The organism is Kitasatospora sp. GAS204B (assembly GCF_029892155.1).
Lineage (GTDB): Bacteria > Actinomycetota > Actinomycetes > Streptomycetales > Streptomycetaceae > Kitasatospora.
Window position 1 is genome coordinate 456,602 of sequence record NZ_JARZAG010000001.1, and the last position, 20,229, is coordinate 476,830.

The following is a 20,229-nucleotide window of genomic DNA, read 5'->3' on the forward strand; positions in this document are numbered from 1 at the left end:
GTCGGTTCTGCGGAGCACCCGGCGGTGGCGGGGCGCGGGTCAGCCGAGTGCCGCGACCCGGGCGGCCGAGGTGCCGAGGCCGCTGGGGGCGGGCACCCGGAAGGCGGTGACCGGGCCGGCCGCCGCCGCGGCCAGCCGCTGGTGGTGCGCGGCGGGCTGGTACTCCTGCTCGGAGTCCCGGTAGCGGCCCACGTCCCGGTGCCAGACGTAGATCCCGCTCATCCAGTTGCGCAGGTCCTGGACGTAGTCCTCGAGTTCGGCGCGCTGGGCGGCGTCGAGCCGGTGGTCCTCGCAGAGCTGGGGCAGCTCGTGGGCGGTCAGGTGCTCGAACTGCCGCATCCGGGAGGTCTGCAGGTCGGAGACCACGCGCAGGGCGTGCGGCAGATCGCAGTTGAGGAAGTTCTGCACCACCAGGACGGCATTGTGGATCTCACCCTCGTACTGGATCTCCTTGCGGTAGGAGAAGAGGTCGTTGATCAGGCAGGCGTAGTCGGCGGCCGCGTGCTCCACGGCCTCGATGGTGCCCGAGCGGAACACCGCGTCGGGCAGCGTGCGCTGGTTGGCGAACCGGGCCAGGCTCATGGTCAGGTCGGAGCCGAAGGTGTGGCGGCGCATCTCGATGTAGTCGACCGGGTCGGGGATGCGGTGCTCGGCGACGTTGGCGATCTCCCAGACCCAGCTGTCCAGCATGTCGCCGACCGCCTTGCGGAAGGCCTCGCGGGCAGTCGGCGGCATCGGGTCGGCGGTGCGCGGCCAGAGGTCGGCCAGGCCGCGCTCCAGGGCGGTGACCGGCGTGGGCATCGGCTCGGCGGGGGAGCTGGTCAGGAACTGCGCGAGGCGGTCGACGCAGGCCCGGGCGCCCTGCACGTCGGCGGGGTGGCCGTAGCCGAGCGGGAACCAGTCGTCCCCGTAGGTGCCCCAGACCAGCCACTCGGCGGAGAGGTCCAGCTCCTCCGGGGTGGCGTCCGGGTCCAGGCCGGCCGAGCAGAGCGCCAGGTCGACGGCGACGATCTTGCGGTCGTCCCAGACCCCGGAGTCGACCACGCCCGGGAGCACGTCCAGGTAGCCCATCTCCCGTGCCCAGGCGGTGGAGTTGCGCCGCGCGGCCGCCAGGTGCGGGCTCAGCCCGGGTTCGAACGGCAGGTACATCTCGGGGACCTGGAACGGCGGCACGTCCTGGTAGGGCACGTGGGTGAAGCTGCGCAGCGCCGCCGGGTCGAGGAACCGGCCGATCTCGGCGGCCGAGGTGCCCAGGCCCACCGGCACCAGCGAGAAGGCCGAACCGCGCTGGTTGGCATGGTCGTTCATGTAGCGGCTGCTGCGCATGTGCCACTCGTGGCCGCCGGACTGCCAGTCCTGAAGGCCCTTGGCGTAGGCGAGCACCCGGGCGATCTCGTCGGGAGCCAGGCCGTGTTCGGCGAAGAGCGGCGGCAGTTCGGTGAAGAAGGTGTTCTCGAACTGGTGCAGCCGGCTGGTCAGCAGCTCGTTGACCGCGTCGGCGGCCTGCTGGGTGCTGTAGTCGAGGAAGGTCTCCAGGACCAGCACGCCGTTGCTCAGTTCGCCCTCCTCGCCCACCTCGCGCTGGTACGAGAAGAGGTCGTTGCGCAGGTGCACGCCGTCCGAGAAGGTGTCGCGCAGCACGCGCAGCGGCCGGCTGCCGGCCACCCGGGCCGGGATCTCGGCCTTGGCCGCGAACTCGACCAGGCCGGCCGACCAGGGCGCGCCGCCGACCTTGCGGCGCATCTCGATGTACTCGACCGGGTTGGCCACCCGACCCTTGTCGATGTTGGAGAGCTCCCAGATCGACTCGTTCAGCAGGTGCTCGGTGCTCTCCCGGAACCGGGCCCGCCAGTCCGGCGACATGTGCGGCACGGTGCGCGCCCACAGGTCGGCCAGGCCCGCCTCGACCGGATTGGTCGGCTCGGGGAAGCCGTCCGTAAGGTCCATGGGCATGAAGAGCGGCAGCCGGTCCAGGTAAGCCTGGCCGCCACTGCGGTCCAGGGTGCGCTTGAAGATCTCCAGGAAGTGGTCGTCGAAGAAGAAGACCCAGACGTACCAGTCGGTGACCAGGTCGAGCGTGGCGCTGTCGCAGTCGGGGTGGGTGTAGGCGCAGAGCAGCGCGTAGTCGTGGTCCTCCAGGTCCTGGAGCTCCCAGATGCCGCTGCCCTCCAGCATGCCCATCTCGCGCGCCCAGCTGCGGGTGTGCTCGCGGGCGGGCTCCAGGTGCGGGTTGAGGGTGGCCGGATGCGGCAAGTAGAAGTCGGGTAGTTCGAAGGGCTGTGCCATGGGATCCCCCCACCGGGAACGTCGGGCTGTCGATCTTCCCCAGTGTCAGTGGCGGATCGACGGCCCGTAAGACGCGTACGGCAGTGCGGGGCAGGCGCGGGTTCCGGTTCGTACCTTGGTCTTTCGGGTGAAGAACCGGCAGTTCGGTGGCGCAGAAACGTTACTGGCGGTAGGTGGTGAGGAAGCGGCCGATCCGGCTGATCGCCGTTTCCAGGTCGTCGGCCCGGGGTAGCGTGACGAAGCGGAAGTGGTCCGGGCGGGGCCAGTTGAAGCCGGTGCCCTGGACGATGTGGATCTTCTCGCGGAGCAGCAGGTCGAGCACGAAGCGTTCGTCGTCCTTGATCCTGTGCACCGCCGGGTCCAGCTTGGCGAAGGCGTACAGCGCGCCCTTGGGCTTGACGCAGCTCACCCCCGGCAGCTCGTTGAGGGCCCGCCAGGTGACGTCGCGCTGCTCGGTGAGCCGCCCGTTCGGCAGGGTCAGGTCGGCGATCGACTGGTGGCCGCCGAGCGCGGCCTGCACCGCGTACTGGGCCGGCACGTTGGGGCACAGCCGCATGCCGGCCAGCATGGTCAGCCCCTCCAGGTAGTCCCTGGCGTGCTGCTTGGGCCCGGAGACCACCAGCCAGCCGCTGCGGAAGCCGGCCACCCGGTAGGCCTTGGAGAGCCCGTTGAAGGTGAGGGTGAGGACGTCGTCGGCGAGCGCGGCCAGGCAGTGGTGCTCGACGCCGTCGTAGAGGATCTTGTCGTAGATCTCGTCGGCGAGGACCATCAAGCCGTGCCGGCGGGCCAGGTCGAGGATCCCGGTGAGCAGTTCCTTCGGATAGACCGCGCCGGTCGGGTTGTTGGGGTTGATCACCACGATCGCCTTGGTCCGCGAGGTGATCTTGGCGGCGATGTCGTCGAGGTCCGGGTACCAGTCGGCCTCCTCGTCGCAGAGGTAGTGCACCGCCTTGCCGCCGGCCAGCCGCACCACGGCCGTCCAGAGCGGGAAGTCGGGGGCCGGCACGAGTACCTCGTCGCCGTCGTCCACCAGGGCCTGCACGGCCATCTGGATCAGCTCGGAGGCGCCGTTGCCGAGGAAGACGTCGTTGACGTCCACCCCGGTCACCCCGCGCTGCTGGTAGTACTGCACCACCGCGCGGCGGGCCGGCAGGATCCCGCGCGAGTCGCTGTAGCCGTGCGCGTTCGGCAGGTTGCGGATGATGTCCTGGAGGATCTCCTCGGGTGCCTCGAAGCCGAACGGTGCCGGATTGCCCGTGTTCAGCCGCAGCACGCTGTGCCCGGCCTCCTCCAGGGCGTTGGCCTGGTCGACCACGGGGCCGCGGATCTCGTAACACACGCCCGCGAGCTTGCTGGACTGCCGAAACTCCACTGCTGCCTCCCGGCTTCACCATCTGGTTGCTTTGTTCTACCAAGTAGGCACTTGGAAAGTCCAACCTTTTGGCTATGCTGATGGCATGTCACGCCGAAGCTACGACCAGTACTGCGCCGTCGCCCGCGCCCTGGACGCGGTCGGGGAGCGCTGGAGCCTCCTGATCGTCCGTGAGCTGCTCGGCGGGCCGCGCCGGTACACGGACCTGCACGCCGACCTGCCCGGCGTCAGCACGGACATCCTGGCCACCCGGCTCAAGCAGCTGGAGGCGGAGGAGCTGGTCGAGCGCCGCAAGCTGGAACGGCCGGCCAACGCGACGGTGTACCAGCTGACCGAGCGCGGCACCGACCTGCGTGCCGTCATCGACGCGCTGGGCGCCTGGGGGCTGCCGGCGCTCGGCCCGCAGCGGCCGACCGACGCGGTGCGCGGGCACTGGGTGACGGGTGCGCCCCTCGAGCCGGCACCCCTCCAGCCGGCGCCCCTCGAACTGGCGCCCTGAGGCGCCGAAGGATGCTCGGGGCCGTTCGAGAGGGAAGCTCGGACGGCCCCGAGTACCGGCTGCACCGGCTACAGCTGAGCGGCCCAGCCGCAGAGGCCGGCCGTGATCCACTCGTGCGCCGCGCCCATGTTGGGGCGCGGGTCGAGCAGGCTCGACAGGGACCAGTAGCGCACCATGACCTCCGGGCCCGAGCGGCGTGCGGCCAACTCCCGTCGGAAGTCGGTGTTGTCGACTTTCCGTTCCGCGCGGGCGAAGACGGAGACGAAGGCGTCCACCGCCTCACCGACCGCCGGGGTGGCGCCCCGGGCGATCTCGGCGGCGGCGAGCGTGTAGGCCTCGCCGACGCCCTGGTAGACCATGGTGGCGTCGCAGCCGGAGCGTTCGAGGTAGCGCGCCTCGGCGGCGCGGGCCCGGTCGACGGTCAGCGCCCGCAGCTCGGCGTAGGCGAGCGCCTGGCGCGGGGTCGGGTCGGCGGGCAGTTCGGGCAGCGCGGCGTCGACGATCGCGGTGCGCAGCGAGGCGGGGATCCGCAGCGGCAGCACCCGGCGCCAGAAGGTGGCGAAGCTGTCACGGGCCGGCCCCTCCTGGAGCGCGTCGCCGAGCAGCAGCAGGTGCTCGGAGGTCTCGGCGGCCGCCAGTGCCGCCGCGCGCCAGCGCAGCCGGGTCAGCTCGCGCGCCACCTCCTCGCGCTGCTCGGCGAGCGCCTGATCGAGCGTCAGTTCCGTGCGCACCACCGCCCCCGCCAGCGGCAGCGGCAGCCCGAGCGCCCGCATCCCGCGCAGCGTGCGCAGCACCTCCAGCGCGTCGGTGCCGTACCGGCGGTGGCCGCCCGCGCTGCGCTCGACGGTGTCCGGGAGCAGCCCCTGGTCGGAGTAGTACCGCACCGTCTTGACGCTGACGCCGGCGGCTTCGGCGAGCATGCCGATGCTGAAGACCTGTGGCTGATCCATCGTCATACCTTCATCGTACGAACTTGTGACTTCTGACCTCCGTCGTGCCACCGTGCTGCCCACCGTCCGCCCCGCGCACAGCGCGGCCAGGCGGGATACCTGTTGCCCGAGCGGGCGCCGTGAGTGCGCTCAGCGTGTCCGGCCGGATCGCGCCCGCGGCGGCGGAGCCGCGCAGGAGGGTGGCCAGGTCGTGGGGGCGGGCCGGGGCGTCGGTGGGGGTGGCGGTGGTGATCCGGTCCAGGCGGAAGCCGCGGCCGGCCTGTCGGGTGCGGCACCAGGCGATGAGGTACCAGTGGCCGTCGGTGGTGAGCAGGCCGGCGGGTTCGACCTCGCGGTCGGATTCGTGTCCGGCCGCGTCGAGGTAGCGCAGGCGCAGCACCGTCCGCGAGGTCAGGGAGTGTTCGACGGCGGTGCGGACGGCGGCGTCGGTGCGGATGGGCAGGGTGACGATCCGGGCCGCGAGGTCGCGGGCCGCTGCCGAGGCGGGGCCGGTCAGGGCGGCCGCGATCTTCTGCGCGGCCGTGCGGGCCGCGGCGGCGTACGGGGCGCGGGCGTCGGCCGCGGCGAGGGCGGCGGTCAGGGCTGAGGCCTCGTCAGGAGTGAACCGGATCGGGGGCAGGGTCAGGTCCGGGTCGATCGACCAGCCGCCGCCCCGTCCGGTGATGGTCCGCACCGGGACGCCGGTCTCCATCAGGGTCTGCAGGTCGCGCTGGAGCGTGCGCTCACTCACCTCGAAGCGGGCGGCGAGCGCCGCGACCGTGCGCGGTCGCGGCGCTGCCGCGCGCAACTCCTCCACCAGGCCGTAGAGGCGGGCAGTGCGGTTCATGGCGTCGACGCTACCGTCACGCGGCGGCCAGGAAGTCCCGCTGGCGGCGCAGTTCGCGCTCGGTGATGGTCAGCGGGAACAGGGTGAAGCCGTGCATCGCGCCGGCGACGACGTCGAGTTGCGCCGGTGCACCCGCCAACTGCCAGCGGGCGGCCATGAAGAGCGAGTCGTCCAGCAGCGGGTCCTCGGTGCCGACGACCATCCGGGCGGGCGGCAGGCCGGTCAGGTCCGCGAAGAGCGGGGAGACCTCGGGGTCGCGGCGCTGCTCCTCGGTCATCTCCGGGACGAACAGTGCACGGCTGGCCCGCATGGTGTCGGTGTTGCTCAACAGCCGTCGTGAACCGAAGAGTCGCTGGCTCGGGGTCATCGAGAGGTCGAACGGACCGAAGGTCAGGTGAGCCGCCCGGAACGCGCCGGTGACGCCGTGCCGGTCGCGCAGCCGCAGCAGGGTCAGCACGCTCAGGTGGGCACCGGCCGACTCGCCGCCGATCAGCAGGCGGTCGGTGCCGAACTCGGCACGCGCGTTGGCCACCAGCCACATTGCCGCGGCCTCGCAGTCGTCGGGGCCTGCGGGGAACGGGTGTTCGGGCGCGAGGCGGTATTCGACGCTGACCACCGCGAGGTGCGCCTGCTCGGCGAGCTGCCAGAGCCGCTCGTCCTGGCCGTCGGCGGAGCCGAACGCCCAGCCGCCGCCGTGGATGTGAAGGTGGACGCCATCGACCCGGTCCGGCACGAAGGTCCGCACCGTCACCCCACCCGCGACGATGCGGTCGCGGCCCTGCGGCAGCCGCAGCGGCGGTGTGTCGCCGCCGAGCCGGTTGCGCCGGACGGCGGCCAGCGTGGCCGCGTCCGGGGCGGCGGTGCGTGCCGGGCGGTTCGCGGCGGCGGTCTCGAACTCCTTGTTGAAGGCCAGGGTCTCGGCGAGACAGTCCTCGTCGATGAGCGTCAGGGTGTTCACTCCGGTGATCGTCATGCCCCGACCCTCGCAGCCCTTCGCGACAACATCCTGTCACCCTTTTTCGGTGATCCGCGTCACAGGCGCCACCGCCCGACCCGCGAGTAACATCGGGTGCGCCATGGACCAGACCACCACCGCGCCCGCGCCCTTCAGCAGCTACCTCGCCCTCGGTGACTCCTTCACCGAGGGCATGTGTGACGACCTGGGCCCGGACGGGCACTACCGGGGCTGGGCCGACCGCCTCGCCGCCGCGCTCGCCTCGGAAGTCGACGGGGCCGACTTCCGGTATGCCAACCTCGCGGTGCGCGGCAAGTTGATCGGGCAGATCGTCGATGAGCAGTTGGCGCAGGCCGTGGCGTCGGGCGCCCAGTTGGTCACACTGGCCGGCGGGCTGAACGACGTGCTCCGCCCGGGCTGCGACATCGCCGTGGTGCAGGCGCGGCTGGGCGAGGCGGTCGAGCGGCTGCTGGCCACCGGCGCCACCGTGGTGCTCTTCACCAGCACCGACCCGACCCGGCGGATGGCGGGCGGCGCCCGGCTGTTGCCGGCCATCCGGCAGCTGAAGGCCTTCGTCGAGGAACTCGGCGCCCACCCGCGGGTCGCCGTCGTCGACCTCTTCTCGGCCGCCTGCTTCGACGACCGCCGGCTCTGGGCCGAGGACCGGCTGCACCTGTCGCCGGAGGGCCATCGGCGGGTCGCCGAGGCGGTGTGCCAGGCGCTCGGGCGTCCGGCGGCCTTCGACTGGCGGGCGCCGCTGCCGCCCGCCGCGCCGCCGGGCGGCTGGGCGAAGCTCCGTGGCGACCTGCGCTGGCTGCGGATCCACGTGCTGCCCTGGCTGGGCCGGCGGCTGACCGGCCGCTCCTCGGGGGACGGCCGCCCGCCCAAGCGCCCCGAGCTGCTGCCCTTCCGCGCTCAGGACCTGGACGGGGAGGTCCGGCTGTAGCGCAGGTCGAAGTCGTGGTCCCAGGTGGTGCCGCCGTCCACCGACTTCTCCCACCGCCCGGTGATCACTGCCCGGTCGGCACTGATCTCGCCGTGGTAGCGCTGGGAGAACTCCGGCGTCCGGCGCCACAGGCGCCAGACGGAGTCGGTGAGGCTCATCCCGTACACCCGGGACACGCCGCGGTTGTCGGCGTACAGCACCTGGTAGTCCTGGCCGGAGTCGTCCCGGCCGATGATCCAGGTGGCCGCGCCGCCCTGGCGGATCACCAGAGCGGCGCCGTCCTCGATCCACTCGAAGACGACCGATCCGTGCATGGTGCTCTCCGAGTCGGGCAGGAACTCCGCGCCGGACAGCGCCATGTCCCAGTCACCGACGAGGAAGCGCAGATCGGCCAGAGCCGGGTTGGGTGTCATGGCTCAAGGATCCGACAGCAGCACCGCGCCGACGCGGACCTCGCCGAGCGTGTCGTCCTCGTGCTTGTGCCACCTCCTGATGCCGCGTCAGCCGCTGATCACGCAGGCGCCGGCCCGGTTGCTCCACAGCGGCTGCATCGCGAAGGTGCCGGTGGGCAGCGTCACGTTCTGGAAGTTGCTCTCGCACAGATCGCCGATCTCCTCGCCGGAGGCGGTCAGCCAGCCGCCCGCGGGCTGCGGGTCGGACATCGACTCGGCGTACTCGTGGCCTTCGACGATGCTGAAGGCGGAGAGCTTGTTGCCGAGCAGGTTGTTCGGGCAGCGGCTGCCGGCGGGGGCGTCCAGCTGGTAGGGCATGTTGGTGTACGAGACGCTGCCCGTGTAATCGTGCCAGGCGCAGAAGCCGGAGCCGGGCCAGCCGTCGGGGGAGGTGCCGCTGGGGCTCATCACCACGATCTGGGCGTCGGGGTTGCCGGCCACCCCGAAGTGGGAGGCGGCGTTGTCGGCCTCGTCGGCGATGTCCTGCTGCTGCGAGGAGCCCGGCGCCGGGCTGCTGTCGTCGACCCAACTGCCGCCGTAGACCGGGCCGGTGAAGGTCGGTCCGGAGCCGCTGGAGTCCGGGTACTGGGAGGTGATGGTCGACCAGTGGTCCTGGCTGGTGCCCAGCCCCTGGAAGAGGTTGGCCATGTACTGCTGCACGCCGTTGGTGTCGCTGTCCCACTGGCTGCCCCAGAAGTCCAGGTAGACCACGGGGTTGTGCTGCACCGCGCCGCCGTTGTACTGCACCTGGCTGGCGGGCGGCCGCCTGGTCGGCGCGGAGTGGTGGGCCGCGGTGGCCGCGTAGGCGCCGTGCCGCGCCTGCGGGGCGGGTGCGCCCGGGTGCGCCGAGGCGCTGACCGCGGGGAGGAGGGCGAGGGCGAGGACCGCACCGCCGGCGGTGAGTCCACGAAGGAGGCCGTGCTTCGGGCTGAGTCTCATGCCCAGATGGTGGGGGCGTGGCGAGGTCCCCGAAAGTCCACGAACTCGACGTATACACGCCAAGACGGGAACCTGACGGAGCCCTATGATCGGCCGCAGCCCGCTACCGAGGAGCCGCCGTGACCAGCCCGACCGCCACCGAGAGCTACCGCGCCGCGCGTGACCTGCTGCTCCGTCAGGACGGTGCAGGTGACTTCGCCTGGCCCGTCATCGAGGGCCGCTTCAACTGGGCGGTCGACTGGTTCGACGTGATCGCCCGGGGCAACGACCGCACCGCGCTGTGGATCGTCGAGGAGGACGGCCGGGAGGCGAAGTACACCTTCGCCGAACTGGCCCGCCGCTCCGACCAGGTGGCCCACCACCTGGCCGGGCTCGGCGTGGCGGCGGGGGACCGGGTGCTGCTGATGCTCGGCAACCAGGTCGAGTTGTGGGAGGCGATGCTCGCGGTGCTGAAGCTCGGTGCGGTGATCATGCCGACCACCACCGCGCTCGGCCCCGCCGACCTGGCCGACCGGATCGAGCGCGGCGGAGCCAGGCACGTGGTGGCGAACGTGGGCGACACGGCGAAGTTCACCGGGGGCGGGAGCGGGAGCGGGACCGGTTTCGGCCGGATCGTGGTCGGCGGCCCGGTCGAGGGCTGGACGCCCTTCGAGGACGCGTACGAGCTCGCCGACCCGGCCCCGTTCACCGCCACCACCGCGCCCACCGACCCGCTGCTGGTCTACTTCACCTCCGGCACCACCAGCCGCCCCAAGATGGTCGAGCACACCCAGGTCTCCTACCCGGTCGGCCACCTGACCACGATGTACTGGGCCGGCCTGCGCCCGGGCGACGTCCACCTCAACATCAGCTCGCCCGGCTGGGCCAAGCATGCCTGGAGCTGCTTCTTCGCGCCGTGGATCGCGGAGGCGACGATCTTCGTCCACAACTACACCCGGTTCGACGCCGCCCGGCTGCTCGAGCAGCTGCAGCGGGCGCGGGTCACCACCTTCTGCGCTCCGCCGACCGTGTGGCGGATGCTGATCCAGGCCGACCTGTCCAGCGGCCCCGGCGCGCTGCGCGAGCTGATCGCGGCCGGCGAGCCGCTCAACCCCGAGGTGATCGCGCAGATCGAGCGGCACTGGGGGCTGACCATCCGGGACGGCTTCGGGCAGACCGAGACCACACTGCTGGTCGGCAACACGCCCGGCGCGCCGGTCAAGCCCGGCTCGATGGGCCGCCCGCTGCCCGGGGTGCCGGTGGTGCTGGTCGATCCGGTCAGCGGCGAGCCGGCCGAGGAGGGCGAGATCTGCCTGGACCTGACCCGGCGCCCGGTCAACCTGATGACCGGTTACCTGGCCGACCCGGAGCGCAACAGTCAGGTGATGGCGGGCGGTTACTACCACACCGGGGACGTGGCGAGCCGGGACGCCGACGGGTACATCACCTACATCGGCCGCACCGACGACGTCTTCAAGGCCTCGGACTACAAGATCTCGCCGTTCGAGCTGGAGAGCGTGCTGATCGAGCACCCGGCGGTGGCGGAGGCCGCGGTGGTCCCGGCGCCCGACCCGACCCGGCTCGCCGTGCCCAAGGCCTACGTGGCGCTGGCCCCCGGCTGGGCCCCGGACCGGGAGACCGCGCTGGCGATCCTGCGGCACGCCCGCGAGCACCTGGCGCCCTACCTGCGGGTGCGGCGGCTGGAGTTCTTCGAGCTGCCGAAGACCATCTCCGGCAAGATCCGCCGGGTCGAGCTGCGCACCCGCGAGGCCGACGGGCTCGGCGGCGGGCAGGAGTGGCGCGACGACCAGTTCCCGGAGCTCAGGGCTTAGGGCCTCTCTTACGGATCGTGCCGGGCGCGCGACGCCGGACATCCCGCCTGGACCCACCGGCGAATCATCCAAGTACGACCCAGTACGAGGACGATCCGCCGGCACGCCCAGCCGGGCGCCCAACGCCGTGGGCTCATCCGAAAAGATCCGCCGTACAGGCCCTAGGGGTTGAGCGTGATCCGGATCCCGACCGTCCCCTCAAGCCCTCGGCGCAGCCGGCTGCCCAGCATCGTGAGCCGGCCGATCAGTCCGTACTTGCGGCCCAGCAGGGGGCGGTAGCGGGCGGTCCCGGCGGCGTCCAGCAGTTCGGCGGTGGCGGGCACCGACTCGCCCGTCGCCCGGCCGCGCACGTCGCACGGGCCGACCAGGACCTTCGGGTTGCGGCGGATCCGCTTGACCTTCCAGGAGTCGGCGGGCGTCCACACCCCCAGCGCGTCCCCGTCGCGCACCACCCAGACGGGGGTGGGCACCGCCGTGCCGTCCTTCTTGTACGAGGTCACCAGCAGGTACTTGCCCCGGCCCAGCTGCTCCAGCAGCGCGTCATCCATGGCCGGACTGTACAGCTGACAGAATGCGGGGCGTACGCGCAACGCAACTCATGAGAAGGTGACCGGCTTCGTGACCACGCCAGCCGAGCAGTCAGCACAGGCAGCAGCCGCAGCCGATCGGGCCGTCGGGCGGCGGATCGCCGAGGAACTCGGGGTCCGGGAAGGGCAGGTGAAGGCGGCCGTCGAGCTGCTGGACGGCGGGGCGACCGTGCCGTTCATCGCCCGGTACCGCAAGGAGGTCACCGGCGAGCTGGACGACACGCAGCTGCGCACGCTGGAGGAGCGGTTGCGCTACCTGCGCGAGCTGGAGGAGCGCCGGTCCGCGGTGCTGGAGTCGATCGGGGCGCAGGGCAAGCTGGACGACGCGCTGCGCGCGCAGATCCTGGCCGCCGACTCCAAGGCCCGACTGGAGGACATCTACCTCCCGTTCAAGCCCAAGCGCCGCACCAAGGCGCAGATCGCCCGCGAGGCGGGCCTGGAGCCGCTGGCCGAGCAGCTGCTCGCCGACCCCGCGCGGGACCCGGCCGCGCTCGCCGCCGGGTTCGTGAACGAGCAGGTCGCCGACGCGCCGGCCGCGTTGGAGGGCGCCCGGGCGATCCTGGTGGAGCGGTTCGCCGAGGACGCCGACCTGATCGGCACGCTGCGCGAGCGGATGTGGGGGCGCGGCCGGCTGGTCGCCAAGGTCCGCGACGGCAGGGAGCAGGAGGGCGCCAAGTTCGCCGACTACTTCGACTTCGCCGAGCCCTTCACCAAGCTGCCCTCGCACCGGATCCTGGCCATGCTGCGCGGCGAGAAGGAGGAGGTGCTCGACCTCGACCTGTCGCCGTTCGACGGCGAGGCGGAGGGCGACCTGCCGGGCGCCAGCGACTACGAGCAGCGGATCGCGGCCCGCTTCGGGGTGGCCGACCACGGCCGCCCGGCCGACAAGTGGCTCGGTGACACGGTCCGTTGGGCCTGGCGCACCCGGATCCTGGTCCGCCTGGGCCTGGACCTGCGCGGCCGGCTGCGCCAGGAGGCCGAGGACGAGGCGGTCAAGGTCTTCGCCGCCAACCTGCGCGACCTGCTGCTCGCGGCCCCCGCCGGCACCCGGGCCACCATGGGCCTGGACCCGGGTTTCCGCACCGGCGTCAAGGTCGCCGTGGTGGACGCCACCGGCAAGGTGGTCGCGCACGACACGATCTACCCGCACCAGCCCGCCAACAAGTGGGACGCGGCGCTGGCCACCCTGGCGGCGCTGGCCAAGGCGCACCACGTCGACCTGATCGCGATCGGCAACGGCACCGCCTCGCGGGAGACCGACAAGCTGGCCGAGGACCTGATCAAGCGGCACCCCGAGCTGACGCTGACCAAGGCGATGGTCTCCGAGGCCGGGGCCTCGGTCTACTCCGCGTCCGCCTTCGCCTCGCAGGAGTTGCCCGAGCTCAACGTGTCGATCCGCGGCGCGGTCTCGATCGCCCGGCGGCTGCAGGACCCGCTGGCCGAGCTGGTCAAGATCGACCCGAAGTCGATCGGGGTCGGCCAGTATCAGCACGACCTCAGCGAGTTGAAGCTCTCCCGCTCGCTGGACGCGGTGGTCGAGGACTGCGTGAACGCGGTCGGGGTGGACGTCAACACCGCCTCCGCCCCGCTGCTCACCCGGGTCTCCGGGGTGACCGCGACGCTGGCCGACAACATCGTGGCGCACCGCGACGACAACGGCCCGTTCCGCACCCGCAAGGCGCTCAAGGACGTGGCGCGGCTGGGCCCGAAGGCGTTCGAGCAGTGCGCGGGCTTCCTGCGGATCCCGGACGGCGACGACCCGTTGGACGCCTCGGCGGTCCACCCCGAGGCCTATCCGGTGGTGCGGAAGATCCTGGCGAAGACCGGCGGGACGATGCGCGAGCTGGTCGGCAACGGGGCGGCGCTGCGCGCGCTGCGGCCGTCCGAGTTCGCCGACGAGACCTTCGGCATCCCGACCGTCACCGACATCCTGGGCGAGCTGGACAAGCCGGGCCGCGACCCGCGCCCGGCGTTCAAGACCGCGACCTTCAAGGAGGGCGTCGACAAGCTCGGCGACCTGGAGGTGGGGATGGTCCTGGAGGGCGTGGTGACCAACGTCGCCGCCTTCGGGGCCTTCGTCGACGTGGGCGTGCACCAGGACGGCCTGGTCCATGTCTCGGCGCTGTCGGCGAAGTTCGTCAAGGACCCGCGCGAGGTGGTCAAGCCCGGTGACGTGGTGACCTGCAAGGTCGTCTCGGTCGACGTCCAGCGCAAGCGGATCGGGCTGACCCTGCGGCTCGACGACGAGGCCGCTCCCCGGCCCGCCGCCGGCCCGCGTGAGGGTGGCCAGCGTGAAGGCGGCCACCGTGAGGGTGGCGGCCAGCGCGAGCGCGGGCCCCGGCCGCCGCGCCAGGACCGGCGCGGTGGCGCGGGCGGCGGCGGGGGTGCCAAGCCCGCGCCGGTGGTCAACAGCGCGATGGCCGACGCGCTGCGCCGGGCGGGGCTCGGCAAGTGAGCACGGGCTGACGGGGCGTGGGGCGGGCGTGGGACGCGCCCCCCACGCCCCGTCAGCCGCGCCGCGCCGCCGCCAGTTCGACCAGCTCGGCCCACCACCGCTCACGTCCGCGCGAGAGCAGCCCGCCCGCCTCGGCCACCGGCATCGCGCGCACCTCCACCACCTGCTCGCCGTCCGCCGGATTGGTCGGCTCGCCGTCCAGCAGCACCTCGGCCCAGCCCCAGAGCCAGGCCTTGCGCGGGTGCGGCTGCCAGGGCTTGTAGGGCGTGGGACGGTCCGTCACCGCCAGGTGCGCGCCCAGCCAGCGCGGCTCGCCGAGCACCTGCGCCCCCGCCTCCTCGCGCACCTCGCGGACCAGGCAGTCGCCGATCGTCTCGCCCGCCTCCCGGGTGCCGCCCGGCAGGAACCAGTGGCCCCGCACGTCCCGGCAGAGCACGACCGACTCGCCGATGAACCCGATCAGGTGAATGTTGGTGATCAGCTCGTCCGGCGGCAGATCGAGCGCGAACTGGGCGTCGATACCGCCCCACTCCCAGCGCTGCGGCGCGAACAGCGCGGGAAATCGGTCCTCGGGCGGGGTCACGAGATCGGTGGTTTCGGTCATCGGGTGATCGTAGTCGGCGCCCGGAGGTCGGTCGCGCCTGTGTCAAGGTACTGACGACACATCAGCTCGAGGCGACAGGCGCGGGAGAACCGACTTCGTGGCAGTGCTCTGCAGGCCGGTGACCGAGGTCCCGGAACACGTCATCACGATGGACGACACGCTGGCGCTCGCCCGTCGGTTGCACCACGGCCACCCGGACCTGGAGCTGGCGCTCCGGCTGATCAGCCGCACCGGGGTCCGCAAGCGCCACCTGATCCAGCCGATCGAACGGGTGCTGGAGCACCCCGGGTTCGACCGGCGCAACGAGCTGTTCACCCAGGAGGCGAAGCGGCGGGTGCCGCGGGTGGTCCAACAGGCCCTGGACAACGCGGGGTTGACGGCGGACCGGATCGACCTGATCGTCTTCGTCTCCTGCACCGGGTTCAGCATGCCCTCGCTGACCGCCTGGCTGATCAACACGATGGGATTCGGCCCGCAGACCAGGCAGTTGCCGATCGCGCAGCTCGGCTGTGCGGCCGGCGTCGCGGCCGTCAACCGCGCGCACGACTTCTGCACCGCCTACCCGGGCGCCAACGCCTTGGTGGTGGCCTGCGAGTTCTGCTCGCTCTGCTACCAGCCGACCGACCTCGGGGTGGGCCAGTTGCTCTCCAACGGCCTCTTCGGGGACGCGGTGGCGGCGGTGGTGCTGCGCGGCGAGGGCGGCACCGGCATCCGCCTCGAGCGCAACGGCTCGCACCTGATCCCCGACACCGAGGACTGGATCTCCTACGCGGTGCGCCCCACGGGTTTCCACTTCCAGCTGGACCGCCGGGTCCCGGCCACCATGGAGCCGCTCGCGCCGGCCCTCGCGGAGCTGGCCGAGCGGCACCAGTGGAAGGTCTCCGACCTCGACTTCTACCTCGTGCACGCCGGCGGCCCGCGGATCCTGGACGACCTCGGCCGGTTCCTGGAGGTGCCCGACGAGGCGTTCCGGCACAGCCGCGCGACGCTGACCGAGTACGGCAACATCGCCAGCGCCGTGGTCCTCGACGCGCTCGGCCGGCTCTTCGCGGAGGGCAGCTCGGTGGGCGACCACCGGGGCATCCTGGCGGGGTTCGGGCCCGGCATCACCGCGGAGATGTCGCTGGGCAGCTGGACCGACGCGTGACCACCCCCGTCCCCTGCACCGGAGGTCCCGTGCCCGACGCCCCTGCCGCCGTTGGTGACGAAGTACGGCTCTGCCCCTTCGACTTCGCCGAGGCGCTCGACTTCGACCCCTCGCTCGCGAGCTTGCTGGCGGCCGGACCCGTCACCCGGATCCGGCTGCCCTACGGCGCCGACGCCTGGCTGGTCACCGGCTACGAGCAGGTCCGCACCGTCACCACCGACCCGCGCTTCAGCCGCGCGGTCGCCGACTTGGACTACCCGCGGCTGACGCCCGAGCCGATCGTGCAGCCCGAGGCGATCAACGTGCTGGACCCGCCGGCCAGCACCCGGCTGCGCGGCCTGATCGCCAAGGGCTTCACACCGCGTCAGGTCGAGCGGATGCGGGCCCGGACCCAGCGCGCCGTGGACGAACTGCTGGACGCGATGGCCGAGCAGCGCGCGCCGGCCGACCTGATGGCGGGGCTGGCCCTGCCGCTGCCGCTGACCACGATCTGCGAGCTGCTCGACATCCCCGAGCCGGACCGCCCGGAACTGCGCGCCCAGGCCTGGGCGATGATGGACACGGGGGCGGCCGGGCGGGAGCGGGCCGTGCAGGCCAAGAGCGCGCTGCGCGGCTACTTCGCCGCGCTGACGGCCGAGCGGCGCCGGCAGCCCGGCGACGACCTGATCAGCACCCTGACGACCGCCCGCGACGGGGGCGAGGCGCTGACCGACCAGGAGCTGGCGGTGACCGCCATGATCCTGCTCGTCACCGGCCAGGACACCACCACCTACCAGATCGGGAACATCGCCTACACGCTGCTCACCCGCCCCGCCCTGCTCGCCGAGCTGCGCGCCCGGCCCGAGCTGCTGCCGCGGGCCCTGGACGAGCTGCTGCGGCTGATCCCGTTCCGCAAGGGCGTCGGCATCCCCCGGGTGGTGACCGAGGACCTGACGCTGGGCGGAGTGGCGATCCGGGCGGGCGAGTTCGTGCACGTGTCGTACCTGACGGCCAATCGGGACCCGGCGAAGTTCGACCGGCCCGACGAACTGGACCTGCGGCGCCCGGCGCAGCCGCACATGACCTTCGGCTGGGGTGCCCACCACTGCCTCGGTGCCCCGCTGGCCGTGCTGGAACTCCAGGTCGCGATCGGCTCGCTGCTGGCGCACTTCGCGGAACTGCGGCTGGCGGTGCCGGCCGAGCGGGTGCGCTGGAACACCGGCTCGATCTGGCGTTTCCCGCTGGAGCTGCCGGTCGCCTGGTGACCGTCCTCGGACCGCAGACGCGGCGGGACCGAACCCCTACTCTGTAGGTGTCCAACTTACTCGCGAGTAGGGAGCAGGCCGTGCCGCACACCCACGAGGTCACCAACCAGGTCCCGCCGCCCTACGGCCACAACCTCGCCGAGGACCCGGCCCTGCTCGCCGCCCTGCACCGGGCCGGCGCCGGCTGGGCCGAGGCCGAGCTGCGCGAGCTGGGCGTGCTGGCTGGCACTGAGCAGGCCGCCGAGTGGGGGCGGTTGGCGAACGAGAACGAGCCGGTGCTGCGCACCCACGACCGGTTCGGGCACCGGATCGACGAGGTCGAGTTCCACCCGGCCTGGCACCAGTTGATGAACGTGGCGGTCGAGCACGGCCTGCACGCCGCCCCCTGGCGCGATCCGCGCCCGGGCGCGCACACCGCGCGGGCCGCCAAGTTCTACCTGTGGAGCCAGGTGGAGGCCGGGCACGGCTGCCCGATCTCGATGACCTACGCCGCCGTGCCCGCGCTGCGCGCCACCCCGGAGCTTGCCGAGCGGTTCGAACCGCTGCTCGCCTCCACCGTCTACGACTTCGGGCTGCGGGAGCCGCTCGGCAAGCGCGGCCTGATCGCCGGCATGTCGATGACCGAGAAGCAGGGCGGCTCGGACGTCCGGGCCAACACCACGGTGGCGCTGCCGGCCGGGGACGGCACCTACCACCTGACCGGCCACAAGTGGTTCACCTCCGCGCCGATGTCGGACGTCTTCCTGACGCTGGCTCAGGCGCCGGGTGGCCTCAGCTGCTTCCTGCTGCCCCGGGTGCTGCCGGACGGCACCCGCAACGCGCTGCGGATCCAGCGGCTCAAGGAGAAGCTGGGCAACCGCTCCAACGCCTCCGCCGAGCTGGAGTACGAGGAGGCGGTCGGCTGGCTGGTCGGCGAGGAGGGCCGCGGGGTGCGGACCATCATCGAGATGGTCAACATGACCCGGCTCGACTGCACGCTCGGCGCGGCCGCCGGGATGCGCCTGGGCGTGCAGCGCGCCGTCCAGCACGCCACCCACCGGAAGGCGTTCGGCACCGAGCTGATCCACCAGCCGCTGATGCGCAACGTGCTGGCCGACCTGGCGATCGAGTCGGAGGCGGCCACCACGGTCGCGCTGCGGCTGGCCGAGGCCACCGACCGGGCGGCGGCCGGCGAGGAGGGCGAGGCGCTGTTCAAGCGGCTGGCGCTCGCGGTCACCAAGTACTGGGTCTGCAAGCGCGGTCCGGCGCACGCGGCCGAGGCGCTGGAGTGCCTGGGCGGCAACGGCTACGTCGAGGAGTCCGGGATGCCCCGGCTCTACCGGGAGGCGCCGCTGGTCTCGATCTGGGAAGGCTCGGGCAACGTCGCGGCGCTGGACGCGCTGCGCGCGATGGCCCGCAGCCCGCAGTCCCTGGAGGCCTACTTCGCCGAGCTCGACGCGGTGGCCGGTGCCGACCGCCGGCTGGATGCGGCGGTCGCCGGGCTGCGCAAGGAACTCGGCGATCTGGACGAGATCGAGTACCGCACCCGCCGCCTGGTCGAGACGATGGCCCTCACCCTCCAGGGCGCGCTGCTGGTGCGCCACGGAGACCCGGCGGTGGCGGACGCCTTCTGCGCCTCCCGGCTCGGCGGCGACCACGGCAACGCCTTCGGCACCCTGCCGGCCGGGGTGGACACCGAGGCGGTGATCGCCCGGGCCCGGATGGTGCCGGCGTAGCCCTTGTAGGGCGGCGGCTTCAGCCGGCCGGCCGCTGCTGGATCCAGATCAGCTTGCGGCCGGTCTCGGCCGGCGCCTCGCCCGGCACCTCGACGATCCGGTCCAGCCGGTAGCCGAGCTTGCGCGGCACGGCGGCGCTGGCCGCGTTCGCCTCGTCGCAGTGGATCTCCACCCGCTCGACGTCGGCGAGGTTCAGCGCGGCCCCGGTCAGCGCCGCCGAGCCGTTGGTGGCCAGCGAGCGGCCGGTGTGCTCCTGGTCGATCCAGTAGCCGATCTCGATGCCGTCGGGGCCGATCCGCCGGTGCAGGCCGAACATGCCCACGATCCGCTCCGGCCGCTCGGCGGCCACCAGCACGTAGAGGAAGTCCGAGCCCTGCTCCCAGAGTTCGGAGCCGACCCGGGTCATCTCGGTGCTGTGCGCCAGGCTCGGCGCGGCGCTCGCCCAGGGCATCCACGGCCGCAGGTGCTCGAGGTTGCGGATGACCGCGTCGTTGATCTCCGGCGCGTCCGCCACCGTCCGGCGGCGCAGCGCGAACCCGTTGGGCAGGTCGAGCCACTCCGGTGGCCGGTTGGGGGCGGGCGGTGCGGTGCTGGCAGGGACATCGGTGGCGTGGGTCATGCTAGGCATGATGGCAGCCGGCCGGCGTCGCCGACCAGGGATTTCTCCCGCCCCCGGTGGTGCCGCCATGCCTCAGAGCCGGATCAGCACCTCGTCCAGCTCCTTGCGCCGCAGATCCGGCACCGCGGCCCCGGCAGCCGGGTAGCCGACCGGAATCACGTAGGCGGCGCGCTCCTCGGCCGGGCGCTCGCAGATCTCGTTGAGGAACTTCATCGGGCTCGGCGTGTGCGTCAGCGTGGCCAGCCCCGCCTGGTGCAATGAGGCGAGCAGCAGGCCGACCGCGATCCCCACCGACTCCTTGGTGTAGTACGGCCGCGGCGAGTCGGGCCCCTTGTGCACCTCGAAGACCACGATCACGGCCGGCGCGTCCTCCAGGAACGGCTTGCGCCAGTCGGTCCCGATCGGCGCCAGCGCCGCCAACCACTCCGCCGACGCCCGGTGCCCGTAGAACTCGCGCTCCTCCGCCTCGGCGGCTGCCCGCAACCGCCGCTTGCGCTCCGGATCGGTGATCACCACGAACCGCCACGGCTGCACGTGCGCCCCGCTCGGCGCGGTGGCGGCGGTACGGATCGCCAAGTCGAGCACGCCGTCCGGGATCGGCCGGCGGTCGTAGTCGCGGACGGTCCGGCGCCGGGCCATCAGCTCGTGGAAGTCCCGGGCGCGGGCCTCGGCTTCGTGGGCCGGTACGTGCATCGGGTGCAGGGGGACGGTGGGGTAGGTCGTCATACCTCGATGTATGGGAAGCCGGCGGGTGGTCTAAACCAACGTGTGATGTCGCGGCGCAGGCTCGGCTGGACTGCTGGCGTATATAGATTTCTGTAT

At 72.4% G+C, this 20,229-nt stretch carries 17 protein-coding genes and 1 pseudogene; 7 read left to right on the top strand and 11 right to left on the bottom strand.

What is annotated here, in order from left to right:
* Positions 1-39: 39 nt before the first annotated feature.
* On the bottom strand, positions 40-2,286 hold the full coding sequence (locus P3T41_RS02130) for a terpene synthase family protein (RefSeq protein ID WP_280687191.1): 2,247 nt from the start codon (positions 2,284-2,286) through the stop codon (positions 40-42).
* 160 nt (positions 2,287-2,446) lie between these two features.
* Positions 2,447-3,658, bottom strand: coding sequence for a pyridoxal phosphate-dependent aminotransferase (locus P3T41_RS02135; protein ID WP_280687192.1), 1,212 nt, complete (start codon positions 3,656-3,658; stop codon positions 2,447-2,449).
* Positions 3,659-3,743: 85 nt separating this feature from the next.
* Between P3T41_RS02135 and P3T41_RS02140 the strand changes: the two are divergent.
* Positions 3,744-4,094 (top strand): annotated as a pseudogene (locus P3T41_RS02140) (helix-turn-helix domain-containing protein); the annotation flags it as partial.
* Positions 4,095-4,225: 131 nt separating this feature from the next.
* Here P3T41_RS02140 and P3T41_RS02145 read toward each other — a convergent pair.
* The 3 genes from P3T41_RS02145 to P3T41_RS02155 are packed head-to-tail and all read right to left on the bottom strand — an operon-like array spanning position 4,226 to position 6,906.
* Entirely contained in the window at positions 4,226-5,113 is an 888-nt protein-coding gene (locus P3T41_RS02145; RefSeq protein ID WP_280687193.1) for a MerR family transcriptional regulator, read from the bottom strand.
* A gap of 4 nt (positions 5,114-5,117) precedes the next feature.
* Positions 5,118-5,933 carry a WYL domain-containing protein gene (locus P3T41_RS02150; protein WP_280687194.1) on the bottom strand — a complete coding sequence of 272 codons (816 nt, stop codon included), beginning with the start codon at positions 5,931-5,933 and terminating at the stop codon, positions 5,118-5,120.
* A 16-nt stretch (positions 5,934-5,949) separates the two neighbouring features.
* On the bottom strand, positions 5,950-6,906 hold the full coding sequence (locus P3T41_RS02155; RefSeq protein WP_280687195.1) for an alpha/beta hydrolase: 957 nt from the start codon (positions 6,904-6,906) through the stop codon (positions 5,950-5,952).
* 103 nt (positions 6,907-7,009) lie between these two features.
* Between P3T41_RS02155 and P3T41_RS02160 the strand changes: the two genes are divergently transcribed.
* On the top strand, positions 7,010-7,834 hold the full coding sequence (locus P3T41_RS02160) for an SGNH/GDSL hydrolase family protein (protein ID WP_280687196.1): 825 nt from the start codon (positions 7,010-7,012) through the stop codon (positions 7,832-7,834).
* Here the strand turns inward: P3T41_RS02160 and P3T41_RS02165 are convergent.
* Entirely contained in the window at positions 7,804-8,247 is a 444-nt protein-coding gene (locus tag P3T41_RS02165) for a hypothetical protein (protein WP_280687197.1), read from the bottom strand. The genes P3T41_RS02160 and P3T41_RS02165 overlap by 31 nt on opposite strands.
* Before the next feature lie 87 nt (positions 8,248-8,334).
* Positions 8,335-9,225: a hypothetical protein gene (locus tag P3T41_RS02170; protein ID WP_280687198.1), complete on the bottom strand. Its 891-nt coding sequence runs from the start codon at positions 9,223-9,225 to the stop codon at positions 8,335-8,337.
* Between the two features lie 119 nt (positions 9,226-9,344).
* On the opposite strand from P3T41_RS02170, the gene P3T41_RS02175 reads away from it, so the two are divergent.
* Positions 9,345-11,036, top strand: coding sequence for an AMP-binding protein (locus tag P3T41_RS02175; protein ID WP_280687199.1), 1,692 nt, complete (start codon positions 9,345-9,347; stop codon positions 11,034-11,036).
* A gap of 161 nt (positions 11,037-11,197) precedes the next feature.
* On the opposite strand, the gene P3T41_RS02180 is transcribed toward P3T41_RS02175, so the two are convergent.
* Positions 11,198-11,584, bottom strand: a complete 387-nt coding sequence (locus P3T41_RS02180; protein WP_280687200.1) for a PPOX class F420-dependent oxidoreductase — start codon at positions 11,582-11,584, stop codon at positions 11,198-11,200.
* Positions 11,585-11,720: 136 nt separating this feature from the next.
* Here P3T41_RS02180 and P3T41_RS02185 point away from each other — a divergent pair, with 136 nt between their 5' ends.
* Positions 11,721-14,078: a Tex family protein gene (locus P3T41_RS02185; protein ID WP_348533620.1), complete on the top strand. Its 2,358-nt coding sequence runs from the start codon at positions 11,721-11,723 to the stop codon at positions 14,076-14,078.
* A gap of 52 nt (positions 14,079-14,130) precedes the next feature.
* Here the strand turns inward: P3T41_RS02185 and P3T41_RS02190 are convergent, their stop codons facing one another.
* The gene (locus P3T41_RS02190; RefSeq protein WP_280687203.1) at positions 14,131-14,682 is read right to left on the bottom strand and encodes an NUDIX domain-containing protein; all 552 of its coding nucleotides are present in this window, start codon (positions 14,680-14,682) and stop codon (positions 14,131-14,133) included.
* Between the two features lie 97 nt (positions 14,683-14,779).
* Between P3T41_RS02190 and P3T41_RS02195 the strand changes: the two genes are divergently transcribed.
* The 3 genes from P3T41_RS02195 to P3T41_RS02205 all read left to right on the top strand — a co-directional run bounded on the left by P3T41_RS02195 (position 14,780) and on the right by P3T41_RS02205 (position 18,788).
* Complete coding sequence (locus tag P3T41_RS02195; RefSeq protein ID WP_280687204.1) at positions 14,780-15,829, top strand: type III polyketide synthase; 1,050 nt, start codon at positions 14,780-14,782, stop codon at positions 15,827-15,829.
* Between the two features lie 29 nt (positions 15,830-15,858).
* The gene (locus P3T41_RS02200) at positions 15,859-17,073 is read left to right on the top strand and encodes a cytochrome P450 (RefSeq protein WP_280687205.1); all 1,215 of its coding nucleotides are present in this window, start codon (positions 15,859-15,861) and stop codon (positions 17,071-17,073) included.
* Positions 17,074-17,153: 80 nt separating this feature from the next.
* Positions 17,154-18,788 carry an isovaleryl-CoA dehydrogenase gene (locus P3T41_RS02205; protein WP_280687206.1) on the top strand — a complete coding sequence of 545 codons (1,635 nt, stop codon included), beginning with the start codon at positions 17,154-17,156 and terminating at the stop codon, positions 18,786-18,788.
* A 19-nt stretch (positions 18,789-18,807) separates the two neighbouring features.
* On the opposite strand, the gene P3T41_RS02210 is transcribed toward P3T41_RS02205, so the two are convergent.
* Both P3T41_RS02210 and P3T41_RS02215 read right to left on the bottom strand, forming a co-directional pair.
* Positions 18,808-19,407, bottom strand: a complete 600-nt coding sequence (locus P3T41_RS02210; protein ID WP_280687207.1) for a GNAT family N-acetyltransferase — start codon at positions 19,405-19,407, stop codon at positions 18,808-18,810.
* Positions 19,408-19,479: 72 nt separating this feature from the next.
* Positions 19,480-20,133 (bottom strand): nitroreductase family protein, encoded by a 654-nt coding sequence (locus P3T41_RS02215; protein ID WP_280687208.1) that lies wholly within the window; start codon positions 20,131-20,133, stop codon positions 19,480-19,482.
* Positions 20,134-20,229 lie beyond the last annotated feature (96 nt).

What these genes read in the sequence shown, in the direction of transcription:
- P3T41_RS02150 (WP_280687194.1), bottom strand. Translation starts at nt 5,933, where the DNA reads ATGAACCGCACTGCCCGCCTCTACGGCCTGGTGGAGGAGTTGCGCGCG.
- P3T41_RS02210 (WP_280687207.1), bottom strand. Translation starts at nt 19,407, where the DNA reads ATGACCCACGCCACCGATGTCCCTGCCAGCACCGCACCGCCCGCCCCC.
- P3T41_RS02155 (WP_280687195.1), bottom strand. Translation starts at nt 6,906, where the DNA reads ATGACGATCACCGGAGTGAACACCCTGACGCTCATCGACGAGGACTGT.
- P3T41_RS02180 (WP_280687200.1), bottom strand. Translation starts at nt 11,584, where the DNA reads ATGGATGACGCGCTGCTGGAGCAGCTGGGCCGGGGCAAGTACCTGCTG.
- P3T41_RS02215 (WP_280687208.1), bottom strand. Translation starts at nt 20,133, where the DNA reads ATGACGACCTACCCCACCGTCCCCCTGCACCCGATGCACGTACCGGCC.
- P3T41_RS02130 (WP_280687191.1), bottom strand. Translation starts at nt 2,286, where the DNA reads ATGGCACAGCCCTTCGAACTACCCGACTTCTACTTGCCGCATCCGGCC.
- P3T41_RS02160 (WP_280687196.1), top strand. Translation starts at nt 7,010, where the DNA reads ATGGACCAGACCACCACCGCGCCCGCGCCCTTCAGCAGCTACCTCGCC.
- P3T41_RS02165 (WP_280687197.1), bottom strand. Translation starts at nt 8,247, where the DNA reads ATGACACCCAACCCGGCTCTGGCCGATCTGCGCTTCCTCGTCGGTGAC.
- P3T41_RS02145 (WP_280687193.1), bottom strand. Translation starts at nt 5,113, where the DNA reads ATGACGATGGATCAGCCACAGGTCTTCAGCATCGGCATGCTCGCCGAA.
- P3T41_RS02190 (WP_280687203.1), bottom strand. Translation starts at nt 14,682, where the DNA reads ATGACCGAAACCACCGATCTCGTGACCCCGCCCGAGGACCGATTTCCC.
- P3T41_RS02170 (WP_280687198.1), bottom strand. Translation starts at nt 9,225, where the DNA reads ATGAGACTCAGCCCGAAGCACGGCCTCCTTCGTGGACTCACCGCCGGC.